At 74.0% G+C, this 18347-nt stretch carries 11 protein-coding genes; 6 read left to right on the top strand and 5 right to left on the bottom strand.

Features of this window, described 5'->3' with window-relative positions:
* Nucleotides 1–25 precede the first annotated feature (25 nt).
* The 3 genes from CXR04_RS18410 to CXR04_RS18400 all read right to left on the bottom strand — a co-directional run bounded on the left by CXR04_RS18410 (nucleotide 26) and on the right by CXR04_RS18400 (nucleotide 3700).
* Entirely contained in the window at nucleotides 26–922 is an 897-nt protein-coding gene (locus CXR04_RS18410) for a hypothetical protein (protein ID WP_101423473.1), read from the bottom strand.
* A 176-nt stretch (nucleotides 923–1098) separates the two neighbouring features.
* Nucleotides 1099–2103, bottom strand: coding sequence for a metallophosphoesterase (locus CXR04_RS18405; RefSeq protein WP_199850484.1), 1005 nt, complete (start codon nucleotides 2101–2103; stop codon nucleotides 1099–1101).
* 502 nt (nucleotides 2104–2605) lie between these two features.
* Nucleotides 2606–3700, bottom strand: a complete 1095-nt coding sequence (locus CXR04_RS18400) for a LacI family DNA-binding transcriptional regulator (RefSeq protein WP_101423471.1) — start codon at nucleotides 3698–3700, stop codon at nucleotides 2606–2608.
* A gap of 503 nt (nucleotides 3701–4203) precedes the next feature.
* Here CXR04_RS18400 and hisC point away from each other — a divergent pair.
* The 5 genes from hisC (at nucleotide 4204) to CXR04_RS18375 (ending at nucleotide 14127) form a co-directional block, all read left to right on the top strand.
* Entirely contained in the window at nucleotides 4204–5307 is a 1104-nt protein-coding gene (hisC, locus tag CXR04_RS18395) for a histidinol-phosphate transaminase (RefSeq protein WP_101426458.1), read from the top strand.
* A 572-nt stretch (nucleotides 5308–5879) separates the two neighbouring features.
* Nucleotides 5880–7403: a cytochrome ubiquinol oxidase subunit I gene (locus tag CXR04_RS18390; protein ID WP_101423470.1), complete on the top strand. Its 1524-nt coding sequence runs from the start codon at nucleotides 5880–5882 to the stop codon at nucleotides 7401–7403.
* Nucleotides 7404–7419: 16 nt separating this feature from the next.
* Nucleotides 7420–8544, top strand: coding sequence for a cytochrome d ubiquinol oxidase subunit II (gene cydB, locus CXR04_RS18385; RefSeq protein ID WP_101423469.1), 1125 nt, complete (start codon nucleotides 7420–7422; stop codon nucleotides 8542–8544).
* 1 nt (nucleotide 8545) lies between these two features.
* Nucleotides 8546–12388 carry a thiol reductant ABC exporter subunit CydD gene (gene cydD / locus CXR04_RS18380; RefSeq protein ID WP_101426457.1) on the top strand — a complete coding sequence of 1281 codons (3843 nt, stop codon included), beginning with the start codon at nucleotides 8546–8548 and terminating at the stop codon, nucleotides 12386–12388.
* Nucleotides 12385–14127 (top strand): sensor histidine kinase, encoded by a 1743-nt coding sequence (locus CXR04_RS18375; protein ID WP_199850483.1) that lies wholly within the window; start codon nucleotides 12385–12387, stop codon nucleotides 14125–14127. The genes cydD and CXR04_RS18375 overlap by 4 nt, the downstream gene beginning before the upstream one ends.
* 231 nt (nucleotides 14128–14358) lie before the next feature.
* Here CXR04_RS18375 and CXR04_RS18370 read toward each other — a convergent pair whose 3' ends face one another.
* Both CXR04_RS18370 and CXR04_RS18365 read right to left on the bottom strand, forming a co-directional pair.
* A complete protein-coding gene (locus tag CXR04_RS18370) occupies nucleotides 14359–15222 on the bottom strand; it encodes an HAD family hydrolase (protein WP_101423468.1) in 864 nt (287 codons plus the stop codon).
* Nucleotides 15223–15354: 132 nt separating this feature from the next.
* A complete protein-coding gene (locus CXR04_RS18365) occupies nucleotides 15355–17124 on the bottom strand; it encodes a penicillin-binding transpeptidase domain-containing protein (protein ID WP_101423467.1) in 1770 nt (589 codons plus the stop codon).
* A gap of 102 nt (nucleotides 17125–17226) precedes the next feature.
* Here CXR04_RS18365 and CXR04_RS18360 point away from each other — a divergent pair, with 102 nt between their 5' ends.
* Complete coding sequence (locus CXR04_RS18360) at nucleotides 17227–18258, top strand: LysR family transcriptional regulator (protein WP_101423466.1); 1032 nt, start codon at nucleotides 17227–17229, stop codon at nucleotides 18256–18258.
* The last annotated feature ends 89 nt before the right edge of the window (nucleotides 18259–18347 follow it).

Here is an 18347-nt window from a genome sequence, read left to right as displayed (position 1 = left end):
GTGCCGCGCCGGATCAAGTCCGGGGTCAGTCGGGGTCGTGCTCCGGGCCGCCGTAGTCGGGGCTGGTGAAGTCGGGGCTCGAATAGCTCGGTCCGTCCTTCGACTGGCCGTCGTCGGGGCTGGAGAACGCCGGGCGCGAGTAGCCCAGCCGCGGGGTGCGGGTGGCGGTCGGGTCGGTACGCACCGCGGGGTACGCACCGCCGCCCCCGGGGCCACCGCCCTCGGGTCCCGCGTCCGGGCCGCCGGCGTCGGGACCGCCGCCCTCGGCGCCGCCGGCGAGGGCCTGCTCGATGAAGGGCTGGATGCCGCGTTCGAGCAGCGCCGCGCGCCACTCCTCGCGGGCGCGGTCGACCTGCTCGGTCAGATCCCGGCTGGCCGCCGCCCTGATGGACGTCGAGCCGTTGCGCACCGCCGTCAGCAGCAGCGCGACCATCGAGATGACGATGGCGGCGGCCGCGAGGATCGCGAAGATCCAGCCCGCCTGGCGCATCGAGGAGGCCACGGACGGCTCGGGGTCCATCAAGTGCAGCAGATAGCCGACGAGAAGGAAGATCACCGCCGCCGTACCGGCCAGCACCGGCACCAGTACCGCCGCCGCCGCGGCCACCCCCGCACTGGAGTTGTCGCCCTGGGCGCCGCCCCGCGCGCCGGAGAAGCGGATACCGTCGGGACCGCCCAGCGTCCCGCCGCCCGACGAGGGCCGGCGCAACTCCGTGCGCAGCCCTACATACCGCTCGTATTCGGCCGACGCGCTCGCGGAAATCTCCGCCGTGGCACCGAGGGCCCGGGTGCGGAGCTGCTCGGGGTTGAGCGGCCGCCCGCGGCCGGCGCCGACCGTGAACTCGGCATTGTGCAGCGCGGTATCGAGGAGCCGCTCGAACTCCGGGCGGTCCTCGGTCAGCAGATGCGACGCACTGGTCATGTGCTTGTGCTCCCCCGGATGGGCAGGCAACAAGGCAAACGGGGACGGAGCGTGCCTGCGGCGCTAGGCCCTGGGCGGCAGAGCCTATTACCGATGGTAGAGCGCTTCGCGTATGGCGGATAAGTGTCTTTTCAGAAAAGGAGGTTCCGTATTAGAGCACGCCGGGCGGACGCGCGCTACCGCCCGACCAGCGGAAGTCGCACGACAAGCAGTTTTCCGGCCATGGTGACCCCCCCGTCCATGGCGATGGCCAGGTCGTCTGCGTAGATGTGCGGCCCCTGCACGGAGGCGCCGCGCTCCTCGGGATCGGTGTCCTCGCTGGGCACTTCCCCGAGCAGATACGGGATCGGGCTGTGCCCGTGCACCAGCCGCTCGCCGCCGTACCGGCCCAGCAGTTCCCGTACCGCCGAGGGTCCCGTCTCCTCGTCACGGAAGGCGAAACGCTTGGTGAACTTGCGGAAGAGATCCCATACCTCGTCCGCGTCCGAGCGGGCCAGGATGTCGTGGATGGTGTCGTTGACGCCCTCGATGGAGTCGCCGTAGTCGAGGTACGCGGTGGTGTCGGAGTGCACCAGGAGGTGGTCGTCCTCCTCGTGGATGGCGTCGAGGCGCGCCATCCACTGCAGGTGGACGTCCTCCAGCCGCTCCATGTCGGTGCGCTGGCCGCCGTTGAGGAGCCAGGCGGCCTGGAAGGAGGCGGTGCCGGCACCGGAGTTGACCGGCGTGTCGCCGAAGCGCTTGGCGCCGAGCAGCAGCAGCTCGTGGTTGCCCATGAGCGCCTTGCAGTAGCCGCCGGCGGCCGCGGCCTCGGCGGACAGCCGCATGACGAGGTCGATGACGCCGATGCCGTCGGGGCCGCGGTCGGTGAAGTCGCCGAGGAACCACACGCGGGTGTTCCCGGCGATCCAGCGGTCGGCCTCGTCGATGATGCCCTGGGCGCGCAGGGCGGCGCGCAGCTCGTCGAGATAGCCGTGGACGTCGCCGACGACGTACAGCGGGCCGTAGCCGCCGCTCTCGCCGCGCCTGATCACCGGCAGGTCGGCCTGGGTCGGGGTGTACCCGTCGTCGGCGTGCCCGAAGGCGTCACCGGCGGCCGGTGCCGCGGGGACGGGAGGCGCCGCCCCGGCGGGCACCCCAGCCGTGGTCCGCAGCCCCGGCGTCTGACCGGCCCCCTGTTGCATCGAACCCCTCCACCGCCTAGCCGTTCTGCCACCGGGACACGACCCGGCCGCCGTGGGACCAGGTGCCGCTCCCCCGTGCTGGTGGAGGAGATCCGCGGTGTGCGTGCGCCCATCATAGAAATGCCTGTCGCGCCTTGTGCGGTACCAGGGGCCGCCAATTGGCTCCGGCTGCGGAAGACGGCGCCCTCCGGACCGCCAGAACCGGGCAAACGGGGCACGACCGGCGTGGGGGAGGGCGGGGTGGGGTCCGGCGGGGGTCATGAGTTGTCGTACGGCACGGGGCGCGGGCGGGTCCGTGGCGGGGTGAGCGCGGCGGGGCGGCCCCCGGCGCGTGGCGAAGGGGGCGTTGCCCGGCGCGCGGCGCGGCGCGTGGCGAAGGGGGTGTACGGCGGCGGTGCGTGGCAGGGGTGCGGGCGGCCGTACGAGTCCGGGGGTGAGCCGGGTCGTACGGCCATGGCGTACGGCCGCCGCGCGGGCCGGGTCGTACGGCCGGGGCACCCCGCTACGCCGGGCGGCGCGGGGCGCTGACGACCGTACGCGGCGGGCGGCGCTGCGAGGACGCCCGCACGATCAGATCCGTCGGTATGACCTGCTCGATGGGCCGGCCCGCGTCGACTCCCTCGATGGCGTCGATCAGGAGCTGGACGACCGCGGTGCCGATGCGGCGCGGCTTCAGGGACAGCGTGGTGATGGGCGGGTCGGTGGAGGCGTAGCCCGGGGACTCGCTGCAGCAGACGAGCATCAGGTCGTCGGGCACCCGCAGGCCGTAGCGGCGGGTGGCGGCGAGGAGGTCGGTGCCGTTGGGGTCGAAGAGGCCGTAGACGGCGTCCGGGCGGTCCGGGCGGGCGAGCAGCCGGTCGGCGGCGACGGCGCCCGCACGGGGGTCGTGGGCGGGGTAGGACTCGTACACCGGATCCTGTCCGACGCGCTCGCACCAGGTGAGGTACGCGGTGGTGGACAGCCGGGTGTAGGTGTCCGTGCTCGTGCCGGTGAGCAGCCCGATGCGGCGGGCGCCGGCCTCGGCGAGGTGGTCGAGCAGGTCGAGGACGGCGGCCTGGTGGTCGTTGTCGACCCAGGCGGTGACGGGCAGGGAGCCGCCGGGGCGGCCGTCGCTGACGACGGGGATGCCCTGCCGGACGATCTCGCTGACGACGGGGTCGCCCTCCGCCGGGTCGATGACCACGGTGCCGTCGAGGGCCACGTTGGACCACACGTCGTGCCGCGAGGTCGCGGGGAGGATCACCAGCGCGTACCCGCGGGCGAGGGCGGCCGAGGTCGCGGCGCGGGCCATCTCGGCGAAGTACGCGAACTCCGTGAAGGTGAACGGTTCTTCCCCGTAGGTCGTCACCGTTAAGCCGATGAGTCCGGACTTGCCGGTGCGCAACGCGCGGGCGGCGGCCGACGGCCGGTAGCCGAGGCGGTCGGCGACCTCGCGGACGTGCCGGCGGGTCGCTTCCGGCAGCCGGCCCTTCCCGTTCAGCGCGTCGGAGACGGTGGTGATCGAGACGCCCGCGGCGGCGGCGACATCCCGGATGCCCGCCCGCGCCAGCTTGCGGCTGGGCGGCCGGCTCACTTGCGGTTGGATCGAGCCGGTCATGCGCCTTCTTTCTTCCAGCACGTACGTGGTCCCCCGTGCAAGCCGCGTAGTCAGGCAGGCTTGTCATCGCGAGCTGATAGTAGGGCTCGGATGGCTCGATTGCGGGAGAATCCGAACCGTAACTGACAGGCACGATTCTGCAGGAGCGCAACGGTCAAACGACCATGGAATGCCAAGTGGTTGCACCATTGTCGGCCATCGGTCCATGGCGCAAGCTGGGTGGCACCTGCCATGGTACGAAGGTCTCGAAGAGGTCTCAGTCACCTTCACGGGTGATGCGCGCCATGGCGTCCGCCACCCGTGCGCGCCAGGGTGGATGCGCCCCCTACGGGTGCGGCCCCGTCTGCGGCGGGTGGAACGGGCCGGCGGGAACGGCGCGTAACGGCAGGGTACGGGCTCGGTCGAGGAGGACCGCGGTGACGAACGACAAGACTCCCAGGGCTGCTGAGGCCGCTGAGACTCCGGAGGCTGGTGCGGCCGGCGGGGCTGGTGAGACGCCCCGGCTGCGGGCCGCGCTGGCGGGCATTCCGACGTACAAGCCGGGGAAGCCGGCGGCGGCGCGATCGGGGTCCGGGGGCTCCGCGGGTGCGGGGCCGGGGGCGGCGGCGTACAAGCTCTCCTCGAACGAGAACCCCTACCCGCCGCTGCCCGGCGTGCTGGAGGCGGCGGTCGCGGCGGCCGGGAGCTTCAACCGCTACCCCGACATGGCGTGCGCCGCGCTCACCGCGGAACTCGCCGAACGCCTCGGCGTGCCGCCCGGGCACATCGCCACGGGCACCGGTTCCGTGGGCGTGGCACAGCAGTTGCTGCAGGCGACGGCCGGTCCCGGGGACGAGGTGATCTACGCCTGGCGGTCGTTCGAGGCGTACCCGATCATCACGCAGATCTCGGGCGCGCGGTCGGTGCAGGTTCCGCTGACGGCGGAGGAGCGGCACGACCTGGACGCGATGGCGGACGCGGTGACGAACGCCACCCGGCTGATCTTCGTCTGCACGCCGAACAACCCGACGGGCACGGCGGTGCGCCGCGGGGAGCTGGAGCGGTTCCTCGACCGGGTGCCGGAGGACGTGCTGGTGGTGCTGGACGAGGCGTACTGCCAGTTCGTCCGGGACGACGGCGTGGACGGAGGCATCCCGGACGGGCTGGAAATCTACCGGGACCGGCCGAACGTGTGCGTGCTGCGCACCTTCAGCAAGGCGTACGGTCTTGCGGGCCTGCGGGTCGGCTTCGCGGTGGCGCACGAGCCGGTGGCGGCGGCGCTGCGGAAGACGGCGGTGCCGTTCGGGGTGAGCCAGATCGCGCAGGAGGCGGCGATCGCGTCGCTGCGGAGCGAGGACGCACTGCTGGAGCGGGTGGAGGCGCTGGTCGGGGAGCGCACGCGGGTGCGGGAGGGGCTGCTGGCGCAGGGCTGGACGGTGCCGGAGACGCACGCGAACTTCGTCTGGCTGCGGCTGGGGGAGCGGAGCATGGACTTCGCGGCGGCGTGCGAGGCGGCGGGCGCGGTGGTCCGGCCGTTCGCGGGCGACGGCGTCCGGGCGTCGGTGGGCGAACGCGAGGCGAACGACATCCTGCTGGCGGTGGCGGAGGAGTTCCGGAAGGAGCTGTAGGGCGGGGGCTGGGGGCGGGTGGCCCCCGGGCGCGGCCGGTGCGGTGCTCGCAGTGGTGAGCAGTGCTCTCGTCACGGAGCGGCGCCCGGCGGTGGCAGCGCTCCGGGGCGCTCGCCACGTGCACGCCCCCGCCACGGCGGAGAGCACCGCTCACGTACGAGAGCACTGATCTCGGCGTAGAGCACCCGCTCGCGCCGGAGCACCGCTTTCCGCGCGGAGCACCGCTCTCCCCGGAGAGCGGTGATCGCCCGCGCGAGCAGTGATCTCCGTACGGAGCACCGCTCCCGCACCCCGTATCCGGCCACCCCCGAGAGCACCGCCTCCCGTGCGAGCACCGCTCTCGCACCGGCCTCGCATGACCCCCTGGACCTGCCGAAACGAGACGTAGGGGACCCCCCTGGAAGGCCGGAGAACCGCTGTGCCACACTGAGGCTTGTGAATGTGAACGCATTCACGAGCGGCGCTGTTCGTAGGGGTTTCCCCCCGTATGCCATGTCGCCACGGCCCCACCCGGCCGACCGGCGCATGGATCATCGTCAGAGCCGTGCCCGTGATCGCGGAGAGGAGCCCTCGTGGATCTGGCACTCGCCCCGGAGACCCTGGCGCGCTGGCAGTTCGGCATCACCACCGTCTACCACTTCCTCTTCGTCCCCCTGACGATCTCCCTCTCCTCCCTCGTCGCCGGACTGCAGACGGCCTGGGTGCGCACCGGCAACGAGAAGTACCTCAGGGCGACCAAGTTCTGGGGCAAGCTCTTCCTCATCAACATCGCCATGGGCGTGGTGACCGGCATCCTGCAGGAGTTCCAGTTCGGTATGAACTGGTCCGACTACTCCCGCTTCGTCGGCGACGTCTTCGGCGCCCCCCTCGCCTTCGAAGCCCTCATCGCCTTCTTCTTCGAGTCCACCTTCATCGGCCTCTGGATCTTCGGCTGGGACCGCCTGCCGCAGAAGATCCACCTCGCCTGCATCTGGATGGTCGCGGTCGGCACCGTGCTCTCCGCCTACTTCATCCTCGCCGCCAACTCCTGGATGCAGCACCCCGTCGGCTACCGCATAAACGAGGAGTCCGGCCGCGCCGAGCTGACCGACTTCTGGCACGTACTCACCCAGAACACCGCCGTCGCGCAGTTCTCCCACACCGTCACCGCGGCCTTCCTCACCGGCGGCGCGTTCGTCGCCGGCATCGCCGCGTACCACCTGATGCGCGGCCGGCACGTCGCCGTCATGCGCAGCTCGCTGCGGCTGGGCCTGATGACGATGGTCGTCGCCGGGCTGCTGACCGCGTTCACCGGCGACCGGCTCGGCAAGATCATGTACGAGCAGCAGCCGATGAAGATGGCCTCCGCCGAGGCCCTCTGGGAGACCGAGGCGCCCGCGCCCTTCTCCCTCTTCGCCATCGGCGACGTCGAAAAGGGCCACAACAGGGTCGCCATAGAGGTCCCCGGCGTGCTGTCGTTCCTCGCCCACGACAACTTCTCCGACGAGGTCCCCGGCATCAACCCCACGAACGAGGAGCTCAGGGACAAGTACGACGACAAGTTCGGCCTCGGCGACTACCGGCCCAACATCCCCGTCGCGTACTGGAGTTTCCGCTGGATGATCGGCTTCGGGATGTCCTCCCTCGCCCTCGGTGCCCTCGGACTCTGGCTCACCCGCCGCCGCTTCTGGCTCGCCGGCCGGCTCCGTACCGGCGAGGACGACGTCCCCAGACTCGCCCTCACCAAGGACCGCGAGCTCAGCCCCCGCCTCGGCAACTGGTACTGGCGCCTCGCCCTCTACACCCTCCTCTTCCCGCTCATCGCCAACGCCTGGGGCTGGATCTTCACCGAGACGGGCCGCCAGCCCTGGGTCGTCTACGGCGTCCTGCCCACCTCCTCCGCCGTCTCCCCCGGCGTCTCGCAGGGCGAGGTCATCACCTCGCTGAGCGTCTACACCCTCCTCTACGCGGCCCTCGCCGTCATCGAGGCCAAGCTGATGATCAAGTACGTGAAGGCGGGACCCCCCGAACTCACCGACTCCGACCGCAACCCGCCGACGAAGATCGGCGGCCACCACCACGAAGACTCCGACCGGCCCATGGCCTTCTCGTACTGAGGGGGGAGATCACGCCATGGAACTGCACACTGTCTGGTTCATCCTGATCGCCGTCCTGTGGACCGGCTACTTCTTCCTGGAGGGCTTCGACTTCGGCGTCGGCGTCCTGACCCGGGTGCTGGCCCGCGACCGCGCCGAGCGGCGCGTGCTCATCAACACCATCGGCCCCGTCTGGGACGGCAACGAGGTCTGGCTGCTCACCGCGGGCGGCGCCACCTTCGCCGCCTTCCCCGACTGGTACGCCACCCTCTTCTCCGGCTTCTACCTGCCCCTGCTCCTCATCCTCGTCTGCCTCATCGTCCGCGGCGTGGCCTTCGAGTACCGGGCCAAGCGCGCCGAGGAGCACTGGCAGCGCAACTGGGAACTCGCCATCTTCTGGGCCTCCCTGCTGCCCGCGTTCCTGTGGGGTGTGGCGTTCGCCAACATCGTGCGCGGGGTGCAGATCGGCCCCGACAAGGAGTACGCCGGCGACGTCTTCGACCTGCTCAACCCCTTCGCGCTGCTCGGCGGGCTGGTCACGCTCTTCCTCTTCACCTTCCACGGCGCGGTGTTCACGGCGCTGAAGACCGTCGGCGACATCCGGATGCGGGCGCGCCGGCTGGCCACCGTCCTCGGTACGGCGACCGCCGCGCTGGCGCTCGGCTTCCTGCTGTGGCTCCAGGCGGACACCGGCGACGGGCGGAGCCTGGTGACGCTGATCGTGGCGGTGGCGGCGCTGTTCTGCGCGATCGGCGCGGTGGCGGCGGGCCGGGAGGGATGGTCGTTCCTCTACTCCGGGGTGACGATCGTGGCCACGGTCGCGACGCTGTTCCTGGCGCTGTACCCGGACGTGATGCCGTCGAGCCTGAACCCGGCGTGGAGCCTGACGGCGGAGAACGCCTCGTCGACGCCGTACACGTTGAAGATCATGACGTGGTGCGCGGGGATCGCGACACCGGTCGTGCTGATGTACCAGGGGTGGACGTACTGGGTGTTCCGCAAGCGCATCGGTACGCAGCACATCGCACCGGAGGCGCACGCGGCGGTCGCCGCGGGCGGTGCGGGTACGGACGGTCCTGCCGCGGGCGGGGCGGGTACGGACCGTGCGGGTACGGACGGCACGGGGACCGGCGGGACGGGAACCGGCGGGGCGGGCCGGTGAGATGAAGCCCGTCGACCCGCGCCTGGCCCGCTACGCCCGCGCCACCCGGCTGTTCCTGCTCGCCACGGTCGCGCTGGGCGCGGCCGGTGCGGGGCTGGTCATCGCGCAGGCGGTGCTGATGGCGGAGATCGTCGTCGGTGCCTTCGAGGACGGCCTGTCGGCCGCCGACCTGCGCACGCCGCTGCTGCTCCTCGCGGCGGTCGCCGTGGGGCGGGCGGTGGTGAGCTGGCTGACGGAGCTGGCCGCGCACCGGTCGAGTGCGGCGGTCAAGTCGGAGCTGCGGATGCGGCTGCTGACGGAGGCGGTACGGATCGGAGGATCCCGTACTCCGCAAGGGCCGGGCGCCGCCGGCCCCGAAAAGCCGGGCGCGGACGGCACGGAGGCGCGGGCCGCGGACGGCACCGCCGGGGACGGACTCCGTACCGGCGAACTCGCCGCCCTCGCCACCCGCGGCATCGACGCCCTGGACGCCTACTTCGCCCGCTACCTGCCCCAACTCGGCCTCGCCGTCGTCGTCCCCGCCGCCGTACTCGCGCGCATCGTCACCGACGACTGGGTCTCCGCCGCGATCATCGCCGGCACCCTGCCGCTGATCCCGGTCTTCATGATGCTCATCGGCTGGGCCACCCAGGCGGCCACCGACCGCCAGTGGCGCACCCTGTCGCGGCTCTCCGCCCACTTCCTCGACGTCGTCTCGGGCCTGCCGACGCTCAAGGTCTTCGGCCGCGCGAAGGCCCAGGCCGACAACATCCGCACCATCACCGCCGACTACCGGCGCGCGACGATGCGCACGCTGCGGATCGCCTTCCTGTCGTCGTTCGCGCTGGAGTTGCTGGCGACGATCTCGGTGGCGCTGGTCGCGGTCACCATCGGCATGCGGCTGGTCCACGGCGAACTGGACCTGTACACCGGCCTGGTCGTGCTCATCCTGGCCCCGGAGGCGTATCTGCCGCTGCGCCAGGTCGGCACGCACTACCACGCCGCGGCAGAGGGCCTGGCGGCGGCGGACAGGGTCTTCGCGATCCTGGAACGGGGCGAGCCCGGCGAAACCCGGACCGACGCAACCGCGACCGCAACTGCGAGCGCGACCCCCACCCCAACCCCGCACACCCGCCCAAGGGTAGGCGCCCCCACCGACAACGCCTGCCGGGAAGCCTGCCCGGACGCACGCCACGCCGGCCTCGTCCTCGACGGTCTCGTCGTACGGCACGAAGGCCGGGCCGCGGACTCCCTTCCGCGGACGGACCTCACCCTCCGCCCCGGCGAGACCGTGGCGCTCACCGGGCCCTCCGGCGGCGGCAAGTCGACGCTGCTCGCGGCGCTCCTGGGCCTCGTACGGCCCTCGTCCGGCCGAGTGCTCATCGGCGGGCGCGACCTCGCCGAACTGGACCTGCCGAGCTGGCACGCGCAAGTCTCCTGGGTACCGCAGCGGCCCGCGCTCTTCGCCGGCACCATCGCCGACAACGTCCGCCTCCCCCGCCCCGACGCCACCGGCGCCGAGGTCGCGCGGGCACTCCGCGCCGCCGCCGCCGGCGACCTCGACCCGGCCGCCGTCCTCGGCGAGGCGGGCGCGGGCCTCTCCGCCGGCCAGCGGCAACGGGTCGCGCTCGCACGGGCGTTCCTCGCCGACCGGCCCGTGGTCCTCCTCGACGAGCCGACCGCCGCCCTCGACGGCGACACCGAGGCCGCCGTGACCGCCGCGATCGCCCGGCTGGCCCGGGGCCGCACGGTGCTGCTCGTGGCGCACCGCCCGGCGCTGCTGGGGGTGGCGGACCGGGTGGTACGGCTGGGGGAGGGCCGTATGCCGGTGGCCGCAGGGACGCACGCGGTACGGGCCGGGGCGGCCGCGCCGGCAGCCCGTTCCGTACCGGAGCAGGGTGGCGAGAGTGCGTACGCGGAGGACAGCGGGTCGTACGAACCGGAGGCGTCGCCCCGGGGCGGCAGCGCGCTCCGTACCACCACCGCCCGCGGGCGGCTGGCGCTCGCCGCGCTGCTCGGCGCGCTGGCGCTCGCGTCCGCGGTGGGACTCATGGGCGTCTCGGGGTGGTTGATCTCCCGGGCCTCCGAACAGCCGCCGGTGCTTTACCTCATGGTCGCGGTGACGGCCACCCGCGCGTTCGGTATCGGGCGCGCCGTCTTCCGCTACGCCGAGCGCCTCGTCTCCCACGACGCCGTGCTACGGATCCTCGCGGACCTCCGCGTCGCCGTGTACACCCGGCTCGAACGCCTCGCCCCCGCCGGCCTCGCCCCGCACCGCCGCGGCGACCTGCTGACCCGGCTCGTCGCGGACACCGACACGCTCCAGGACCGCTACCTGCGCTGGCTGCTGCCGGTCTCCGCCGCCGCGCTGGTCGGCGCGGGGTCCGTGGGGATGGCGGCCGTGCTGCTGCCCGAGGCGGCCGCCGTGCTCGCGGCCGGGCTGCTGGCGGCGGGCGTCGGGGTGCCGCTGCTGGCCGTGGCGACGGCCCGGCGGACGGAGGCCCGGCTCGCGCCGGCGCGGGCGGCGCTCGCGACGGAGGTCGTCGACGTCCTCACCGGCACGGCGGAACTCGCCGTCGCCGGCGCCCTGCCCCGCCGTCTCGCCGCACTCCGCGACGCCGACCGCCGGCTGACCCGTATCGCCGCCCGCAGCGCCGCGGCGCTCGCCCTGGGCGCGGGGCTGTCGGCGCTGATCTGCGGGCTGACGGTGGTGGGGGCGGCGGCGGCCGGGGCGCAGGCGGTGTACGAGGGGCGGCTGCCCGGCGTGTGGCTGGGGGTGGTGGTGCTGGGGACCCTCGCGGCGTTCGAGGCGGTGAACGGGATGCCGCTGGCGCTGCAGCAGCGGGCCCGGGTGCGGCGGAGCGCGGCGCGCGTGGACGAGATCCTGGACGCGCCGCCGCCGGCCGCGGCGGGTACGGGGCGGCCGCCTGCGGATCCGTTCCCGGTGACGCTGTCGGGGGTGTCGGCGCGGCATCCGGGGCAGGCCGGGCTCGCGCTGGACGGGGTGGATCTGGCGCTCACGCGGGGGCGGCGGGTCGCGGTGGTGGGTGCGTCGGGGTCGGGGAAGACGACGCTGGCGCACGTGCTGCTGCGGTTCCTGGATCCGGTGGCGGGTGCGTACCGGCTGGGCGGGGCGGCGGAGAGCACCGCTCTCGCTTCGGAGCACCGCTCCTCAGAGCGCCGCTCTCCCGCGAGAGCACTGCTCTCCAACGCGGGCACCGCCGACGCCCTCGACTGCGACCCCGACGCCGTACGCCGCCTCGTCGGCCTCTGCGCCCAGGACGCCCACCTCTTCGACAGCACCCTGCGCGAGAACCTGCGCCTCGCCCGCACCTACGCCACCGACGACGACCTGCGCGAAGCCCTCGCCGCCGCCCGCCTCCTCGACTGGGTCGAGACCCTGCCGCTCGGCCTCGACACCCCGGTCGGCGAACACGGCGCCCGGCTCTCCGGCGGCCAGCGCCAGCGCCTCGCCCTGGCCCGCGCGCTCCTCGCCGACTTCCCCGTGCTCGTCCTCGACGAGCCCGCCGAGCACCTCGACCTGCCCACCGCCGACGCCCTGACCGCCGACCTCCTCGCCGCCACCGAGGGCCGGACCACGCTGCTGATCACGCACCGGCTGACGGGACTGGAGGCGGTGGACGAGATCGTGGTGCTGGAGCGGGGCCGGGTCGTGCAGCGCGGGACGTACGCGGAGCTGGCGGACGCGGACGGCCCGTTCGGGCGCACGCTGCTACGGGAGCGGGCGCACCCGTCTCCGTACCCGTACGAGACCGCCGACGGCCGCGGCGCGCCGGGCACACCCGGCGCAACCGACAATCCCGACTTTCCCCACCGAGAGCCGCTTATTACCCTCGGGACATGACCGCTGCCGACTCCATGGACGCCGCCGCCCGCGCCACCCGCGGACTCCAGGGGGTCTCCAGCGAGCTGGCCGAGCGCGTGACGCAGTTGCTGGCCGCCATGCGGTCCATCGGCACGGGGCTGCAGCTCCACCCCACGCTCGACGTGATCGCGCAGACGGCGGCGGAGCTGGCGGGGGCGCGGTACGCGTCGATCGTGGTGATCGATGAGCAGAGCGGTGATCTCGACGAGTTCGCGTCGTACGGCGTGGACGAGGTGGACCGGGCGCGGCTCGACGCGATCCCGGACGCGCCGGGCACGACGCTGACGGTGCCGATCGACGTGGACGGGCGGTACTTCGGGGACCTGGTGCTGTCGGAGAAGCGCGGCGGCGGCCGGTTCCTCGACGACGACCTGCACCTCGTCCGGATCATCGCCACCGAGGCGGGCATCGCGATCGGCAACGCGCGGCTGCACCTGGAGACGCGGCAGCGGGAGCGGTGGATCGACGGGGCGCACGCCGTGACGACCGCGCTGCTGTCGAGCGCGGACGCGCGGGACGCGCTGGGGGTGATCGCGGAGCAGGCGCGGGGGCTCGCGGACGCGATGGCGGGGGTGGTGCTGCTGCCGCGGTCGGGGGGCGAGGTGACGGGTGACGTGGGACGAGCTGGTGATGCGGGTGGTGCGGCTGGTCGGGGTGGTGCCGGCGGTGGGGGCAGGGCTGCCGGGCCGGAGTGGCTGGAGGTCGTGGCGGTGGCCGGGGAGGGCGTGGACGACCTCGTGGGGCGGGTGCTGCCGTCGTACAGCCCGACGGTGCGGGCGCTGCTGGCCGGCAAGGAGGTCTTCCTCGACGACGCCGCCGCCGACCCGCGGGCGGTGAGCGACGGCGCGGAACGCTTCGGGCCGTGCATGATGCTGCCGCTGCGGAGCGGGAAGAAGGTGCTCGGTGCGCTGTCGCTGCCGCGGGCGCCGGGGGCCCGGCTGTACCGGGAGTCGGAGAAGCAGTCGGCGACGCAGTTCGCGGGGCAGGCGGCGCTGGCGCTGATGCTGTCGGAGGTGCAGCGGGACCGGGAGCGGCTGGCGGTGTACGAGGACCGCGACCGGATCGCCCGGGACCTGCACGACCTGGTGATCCAGCGGCTGTTCGCGACGGGGATGCAGTTGCAGGGGGCGAAGCGGCTGGAGCGGGTGCCGGAGGTGCGGCAGCGGATCGACGCGGCGGTCGACGCGCTGGAGCTGACGATCGAGGAGATCCGCGGCACGATCTACGCGCTGCAGCAGGAGCCGGCGCAGGCGCCGACGGGGCTGCGGGCGCTGGTGCTGCGGGAGGTCGCGACGGCGGCGGGGCCGCTGGGGTTCCAGCCGTCGACCAGCTTCGTGGGGGCGGTGGACGAGCGGGTGGACGAGCGGATCGCGCGGCAACTGCTGGCGGCGCTGCGGGAGGGGCTGTCGAACGCGTCGCGGCACGCGGGGGCGGGGCAGGTGGGGGTGGTGGTCGATGCGACGGCCGAGCTGCCGGACGGGCGGGACGCGGTGCGGCTGACGGTGGCGGACGACGGGCGGGGGCTGCCGCAGGACGGGCGGCGGAGCGGGCTGCGGAACATCGAGCGCCGGGCGGAGGAACTGGGCGGGCAGGCGACGTACGGGCCGGGGCTGGGGGACTGCGGCGGGGGGACGTCCCTGATCTGGGAGGTCCCGCTGACGGCCCCGGCCGGCGAGTCGGGCGGCGGCCCGGGGACGGCGGGGGCGGCCGCGGCGTAGGGGGCGGGTGCTCCGGTTTCGGAGCACTGATCACGTAGGAGAGCACCGGTCTCGGTGTGGAGCGGCGGTCGGGGCAGGTGCTCGCGGTGGAGATCGCCGCTCACGTACCAGAGCACTGATCACATACCAGAGCACTGATCACGTACGAGTGCACTGATCACGGTACGGAGCGCCGCCCCGCGCCCGCTCTCGCGGCGGAGCACCGCTCTCGGTCCGGAGCGGTGCTCCCCCTCACCACCCGTGCAGCAACTGCTCGATGACCAGCGCCACCCCGTCGTCCTCGTTCGCCGCCGTGCGGTTCGTCGTCGCCGCCAGGACCTCGGGGTGGGCGTTGGCCATCGCGTACGACCTGCCCGCCCACGTCAGCATCTCGATGTCGTTCGGCATGTCGCCGAAGGCCACGACCTCCGCCGCCCCGATCCCCCGCGCCTCGCAGTAGCGCTCCAGCGTGCTCGCCTTGCTCACGCCCAGCCCGCTCACCTCCAGCAGCGCGCTCGACGTCGACCGGGTGAACTCCCCGTGCCCCGCCGCCCCCGCCCGCGCCGCGTGCAGGAACTCGTCCGCGCCGAGGCTCGGGTGGTACGCCAGCAGCTTCAGCAGCGGGTCTCCCGCCCGCTCCCCGTCCTCCGCCAGCAGCCTCTCCACCGGCGCTATCGGCCCCGACCCCCGGTGCAGCGGATAGTCCGGCTCGCGGCCGAAGCCGCCCGTGTACTCCACCGCGAACGCCGTACCCGGCGCGATCGTCCGCAGCACCCCGACGACCGCCACCGCGTCGGCCAGCGGCAGCGGGCAGACCTCCGCCAGTTCGAGCCCGCGGTGCAGGTCGACCACCGCGGCGCCGTTGGCGCAGATCGCCATCCCGTGCCCGTGCACGTGCTCCGCGACCACGCCCATCCACCGCGCCGGCCGCCCCGTGACGAACACCACCGCCAGCCCCGCCTCCTCCGCCGCGGCCAGCGCGGCGACCGTGCGGTCGGAGACGGTCTGGTCGTTCCGCAGCAGGGTCCCGTCGAGGTCCGTGGCGATGAGCCGCGGACGGGGCGGGGGACGGAAAGCGGAGGAGGCGGGGGAGGTGGAGGCAGCGGCATCGGTCACCCGGCCATCATCGCGTACGGCCCGCGAGGACCGTACAGGCGTACGGACAGCCGCCACCCCCGCCACGGATCACGAACTACGACCACCCGCCCCGCCGGCGCAACACCCCGCGCAGCACCCGCGCAACACCCCTCACCCCACCGCCTCCAGCACGTCCCGCACCACCGGCCCCGCGTCCCCCGACCCGCTCTCCGCGTCCTCCACCACGCACGCCACCGCCACCCCGTCGCGGTACGCCACCAGCCACCCGTTGTTCGGCCCCGTCGCCGTCACCTCCGCCGTCCCCGTCTTCGCCCCCACGTCCCCCGGCAGCCCCGCCAGCACCTGCGCGCTGCCCTCCGTCACCGTGTCCGCCATCAGCGCCCGCAACTGCTCCACGACCCCCTCCGGCAGTTCCTCGGCCGAAGCCGACGGCTCCTGCCCCGCCACGATCACCGGCTGCCGGAACGTCCCCGTCGCCGCCGTCGCCGTGACCGACGCCATCACCAGCGGGTTCGCCCGCAGCCGCCCCTGCCCGAAGAGCGACGCCGCCTTCTCCGTCTCGTCCCCCGGCACCGGCACCTCCCCGTCGAACGACGGCACCCCGGTGCTCCACTCCTCCCCGATCCCGAAGTACTGCTCCGCGAAGTCCGTCATCTCCTCGTTGCCGAGCGAGCCGCGCAGCGCGACGAAGGCGGTGTTGCAGGAGTGGATGAAGTCCTCGCGGAAGGTCGCGCCCGGTATCTCGGAGGTCTCCACGTTGTGGAACTGCTTCCCGACCGTCAGGTACTTCGGGCAGTCCACCGTGGTCTCCGGGCTGACCGCGCCCTTGTTCAGCAGCGCGGCGGTCGTCACGACCTTCCAGGTCGAGCCGGGGGCGTACGTGCCCTGGAACGCCCGGTTGAAGCCCGAGGCCGGGGAGTTGGCCGCGGCCAGCACCTCGCCGCTGTCCATGTCGAGCGCGACGAGCCCCGCGTTGCGCCCGCCGACGTGCCGCTCCATCGCCGCCTCCGCGGCGCCCTGCAGTTCCGGGTCGACCGTCGTACGCAGCGTCCCGTCCCCCGCGTCCCGCGGTGGCCCGAAGCGCGCCTCCGTACTCCGCACGTCCCCCGAGTGCCGGTCGACGACCTGCACCGCGCCCTGCGGCTGCCCGCCGCCCAGCCCCAGCACGCCCACCAGCGACGGGTGGTCGGCGGCGGAGACGGCGCCCCCGTCGCGGTCGACGGCATCAAGTTGCTCCGACTCCTCGCGGACCAGCCGGAACTTCTCCGTCTCCGTCAGCTTCGGATGCACCACCCCCAGCTCCCACCGCACCCGCCACTCGCCGCCGTCCCCGCGGACCAGCGGCAGCGTCGCCTTGTACGTCCAGGTGCCGAGGCCGCGTACGGGCATCTTCGCGGTGTACGCCACCTCCGCCCCGCCGTCGCCGTCGGCCCGGGCCCGGCCCGCCGTCAGCTTCGGCTTCGCGATCTCCAGGCCCTCCGTGAAGCTCGACAGGATCCGCTCCGCCTCGGCCGGCGAGTCCGTCAGCCGGGCCGCAGCCTTCATCTCCCCCATCGACCAGCCGCCGAGGAACCGCTCCGCGGTCCGCCGCGCCTCCGGGTCCGCGGGCCCGCCGCCGCCGGCGCCGCCGTCGAGCGGCCCGGCGGTCGCCGCCCAGTACCCGCCGCCGGCCAGCACCACCGCCACCGCGGCGAACACCGGACCGCGCCGCCGTCGCCGTCGCGCGCGCGGGCGGTGTTCCGCCACGCCGTCGTACGGATCGGCCCCGTACGCATCGACGCCGTACGGATCCACGCCGTACCCGTCCGCCGCCCCGTGATGATCCGGCCCGTACCCGTCCGTCCGGTACTGATCCACGCCGTGCGCACCGCCGCGGCCGGCGTCCCCGTACGAGTTTCGCGACCCGTCCCCGTACCCCACCCCATGTCCTGTCATGCCGGACAGCAGATCAGCCGCCGGGCGCCCCAGTCCAAGACCAATACCCTCATCGATCCGATAGGCAACTGACTATCCTCACTGTTCATGGACCTCCTCCGGCATCTGCGCTACTTCAGGGCGGTCGCCGAGGAGCGCCACTTCGGCCGCGCCGCCGAGCGCCTGCGCATCGCGCAGCCGTCGCTGTCCCAGCGCATCCGCCGGCTGGAGCGCGAGCTGGGCGTGCGGCTCTTCGACCGCGGCAGCCAGGGCACGGCGCTGACGCCCGCCGGCCGGCTGGTGCTGGCGGAGGCCGACCAGGTGCTGGCCGCGGCGGACCGGCTGGCGGCGGCGGTGGCGCGGATCGGGAGCGGTGCAGCCGGTACGCTGCGCGCGGCCGTACCGCCGCACCTCGGCCCCGCGGCCGTCGCCGCGCTCATCACCGGCTACCGCGAGCGCTCCCCGGGCGGCGAGTTGGAGCTGCGCGAGCTGACCACCACCGCGCAGGCCCGCGAACTGGCCGCCGGCACGCTGGACGCGGGCGTCGTACGGCATCCGTGCCCCGCACCCGGGCTCGCCTTCGGGCCCGTACTCCACCAGCCGCTCGGCGTGCTCCTCGCCGCCGCCGACCCGCTCGCCGCGGTCGGGCGGCTGACCGCCGCCGACCTCAGCGGGCGCGCGCTCGTCCTCACCCCGCGGGCCGACGATCCCGCGCTGTACGACGAGGTGCTCACCGCCTGCGCCCGGCACGGCTGCACCCCGGCCGCCGTCCACGAGGCGTCCGGCGGCGACTTCACCCGCGCCCTCGTCCTCTCCACCGCCCCGGCCGCCCCCGCCACATCCGAAGCACCCGCCCCACCGGCAGCCAGACCGCCCGACTCACCGGACGCACCCGCCACCCCCGGCGGGGCCGTCGCCCTGCTGCCCCGTACCACCGCGGGTCCGGGTACGGTGTGGCGCCCCCTGGCCGGTGAGCCGATCGGCTGGCGTACGTCCGCGGCGTGGCCGGCGGACGGTCACAACCCGGCCGTGGCCCGCTTCGCGGAGGCCGCCCACGAGGCGATGCGCGACCACGCCGGCATGCGCCCCGCCCGCGCCGCGGCCGTCCACCCCCGCCCCGCATCGGAGTTCCCGCTGTGACCCCGCCCGAGCCGCCTCCCGCGCAACCGCCGCCGCCCCCGGAGCGCCCCGGTCCGCCGCGCCCCACGGACGCGCCCGCGCCCCCAGCC

The sequence above is a fragment of the Streptomyces sp. CMB-StM0423 genome, assembly GCF_002847285.1.
In the GTDB taxonomy this organism is placed as follows: domain Bacteria; phylum Actinomycetota; class Actinomycetes; order Streptomycetales; family Streptomycetaceae; genus Streptomyces.
The sequence above is the reverse complement of the archived record's forward strand: the minus strand, read 5'-3'. Positions and strand labels throughout refer to the sequence as shown.

Coding starts and splice junctions, on each gene's coding strand:
- CXR04_RS18360 (WP_101423466.1), top strand. CDS start 17,227: ATGGACCTCCTCCGGCATCTGCGCTACTTCAGGGCGGTCGCCGAGGAG.
- cydD (WP_101426457.1), top strand. CDS start 8,546: ATGAAGCCCGTCGACCCGCGCCTGGCCCGCTACGCCCGCGCCACCCGG.
- CXR04_RS18410 (WP_101423473.1), bottom strand. CDS start 922: ATGACCAGTGCGTCGCATCTGCTGACCGAGGACCGCCCGGAGTTCGAG.
- CXR04_RS18375 (WP_199850483.1), top strand. CDS start 12,385: ATGACCGCTGCCGACTCCATGGACGCCGCCGCCCGCGCCACCCGCGGA.
- CXR04_RS18400 (WP_101423471.1), bottom strand. CDS start 3,700: ATGACCGGCTCGATCCAACCGCAAGTGAGCCGGCCGCCCAGCCGCAAG.
- CXR04_RS18405 (WP_199850484.1), bottom strand. CDS start 2,103: ATGCAACAGGGGGCCGGTCAGACGCCGGGGCTGCGGACCACGGCTGGG.
- cydB (WP_101423469.1), top strand. CDS start 7,420: ATGGAACTGCACACTGTCTGGTTCATCCTGATCGCCGTCCTGTGGACC.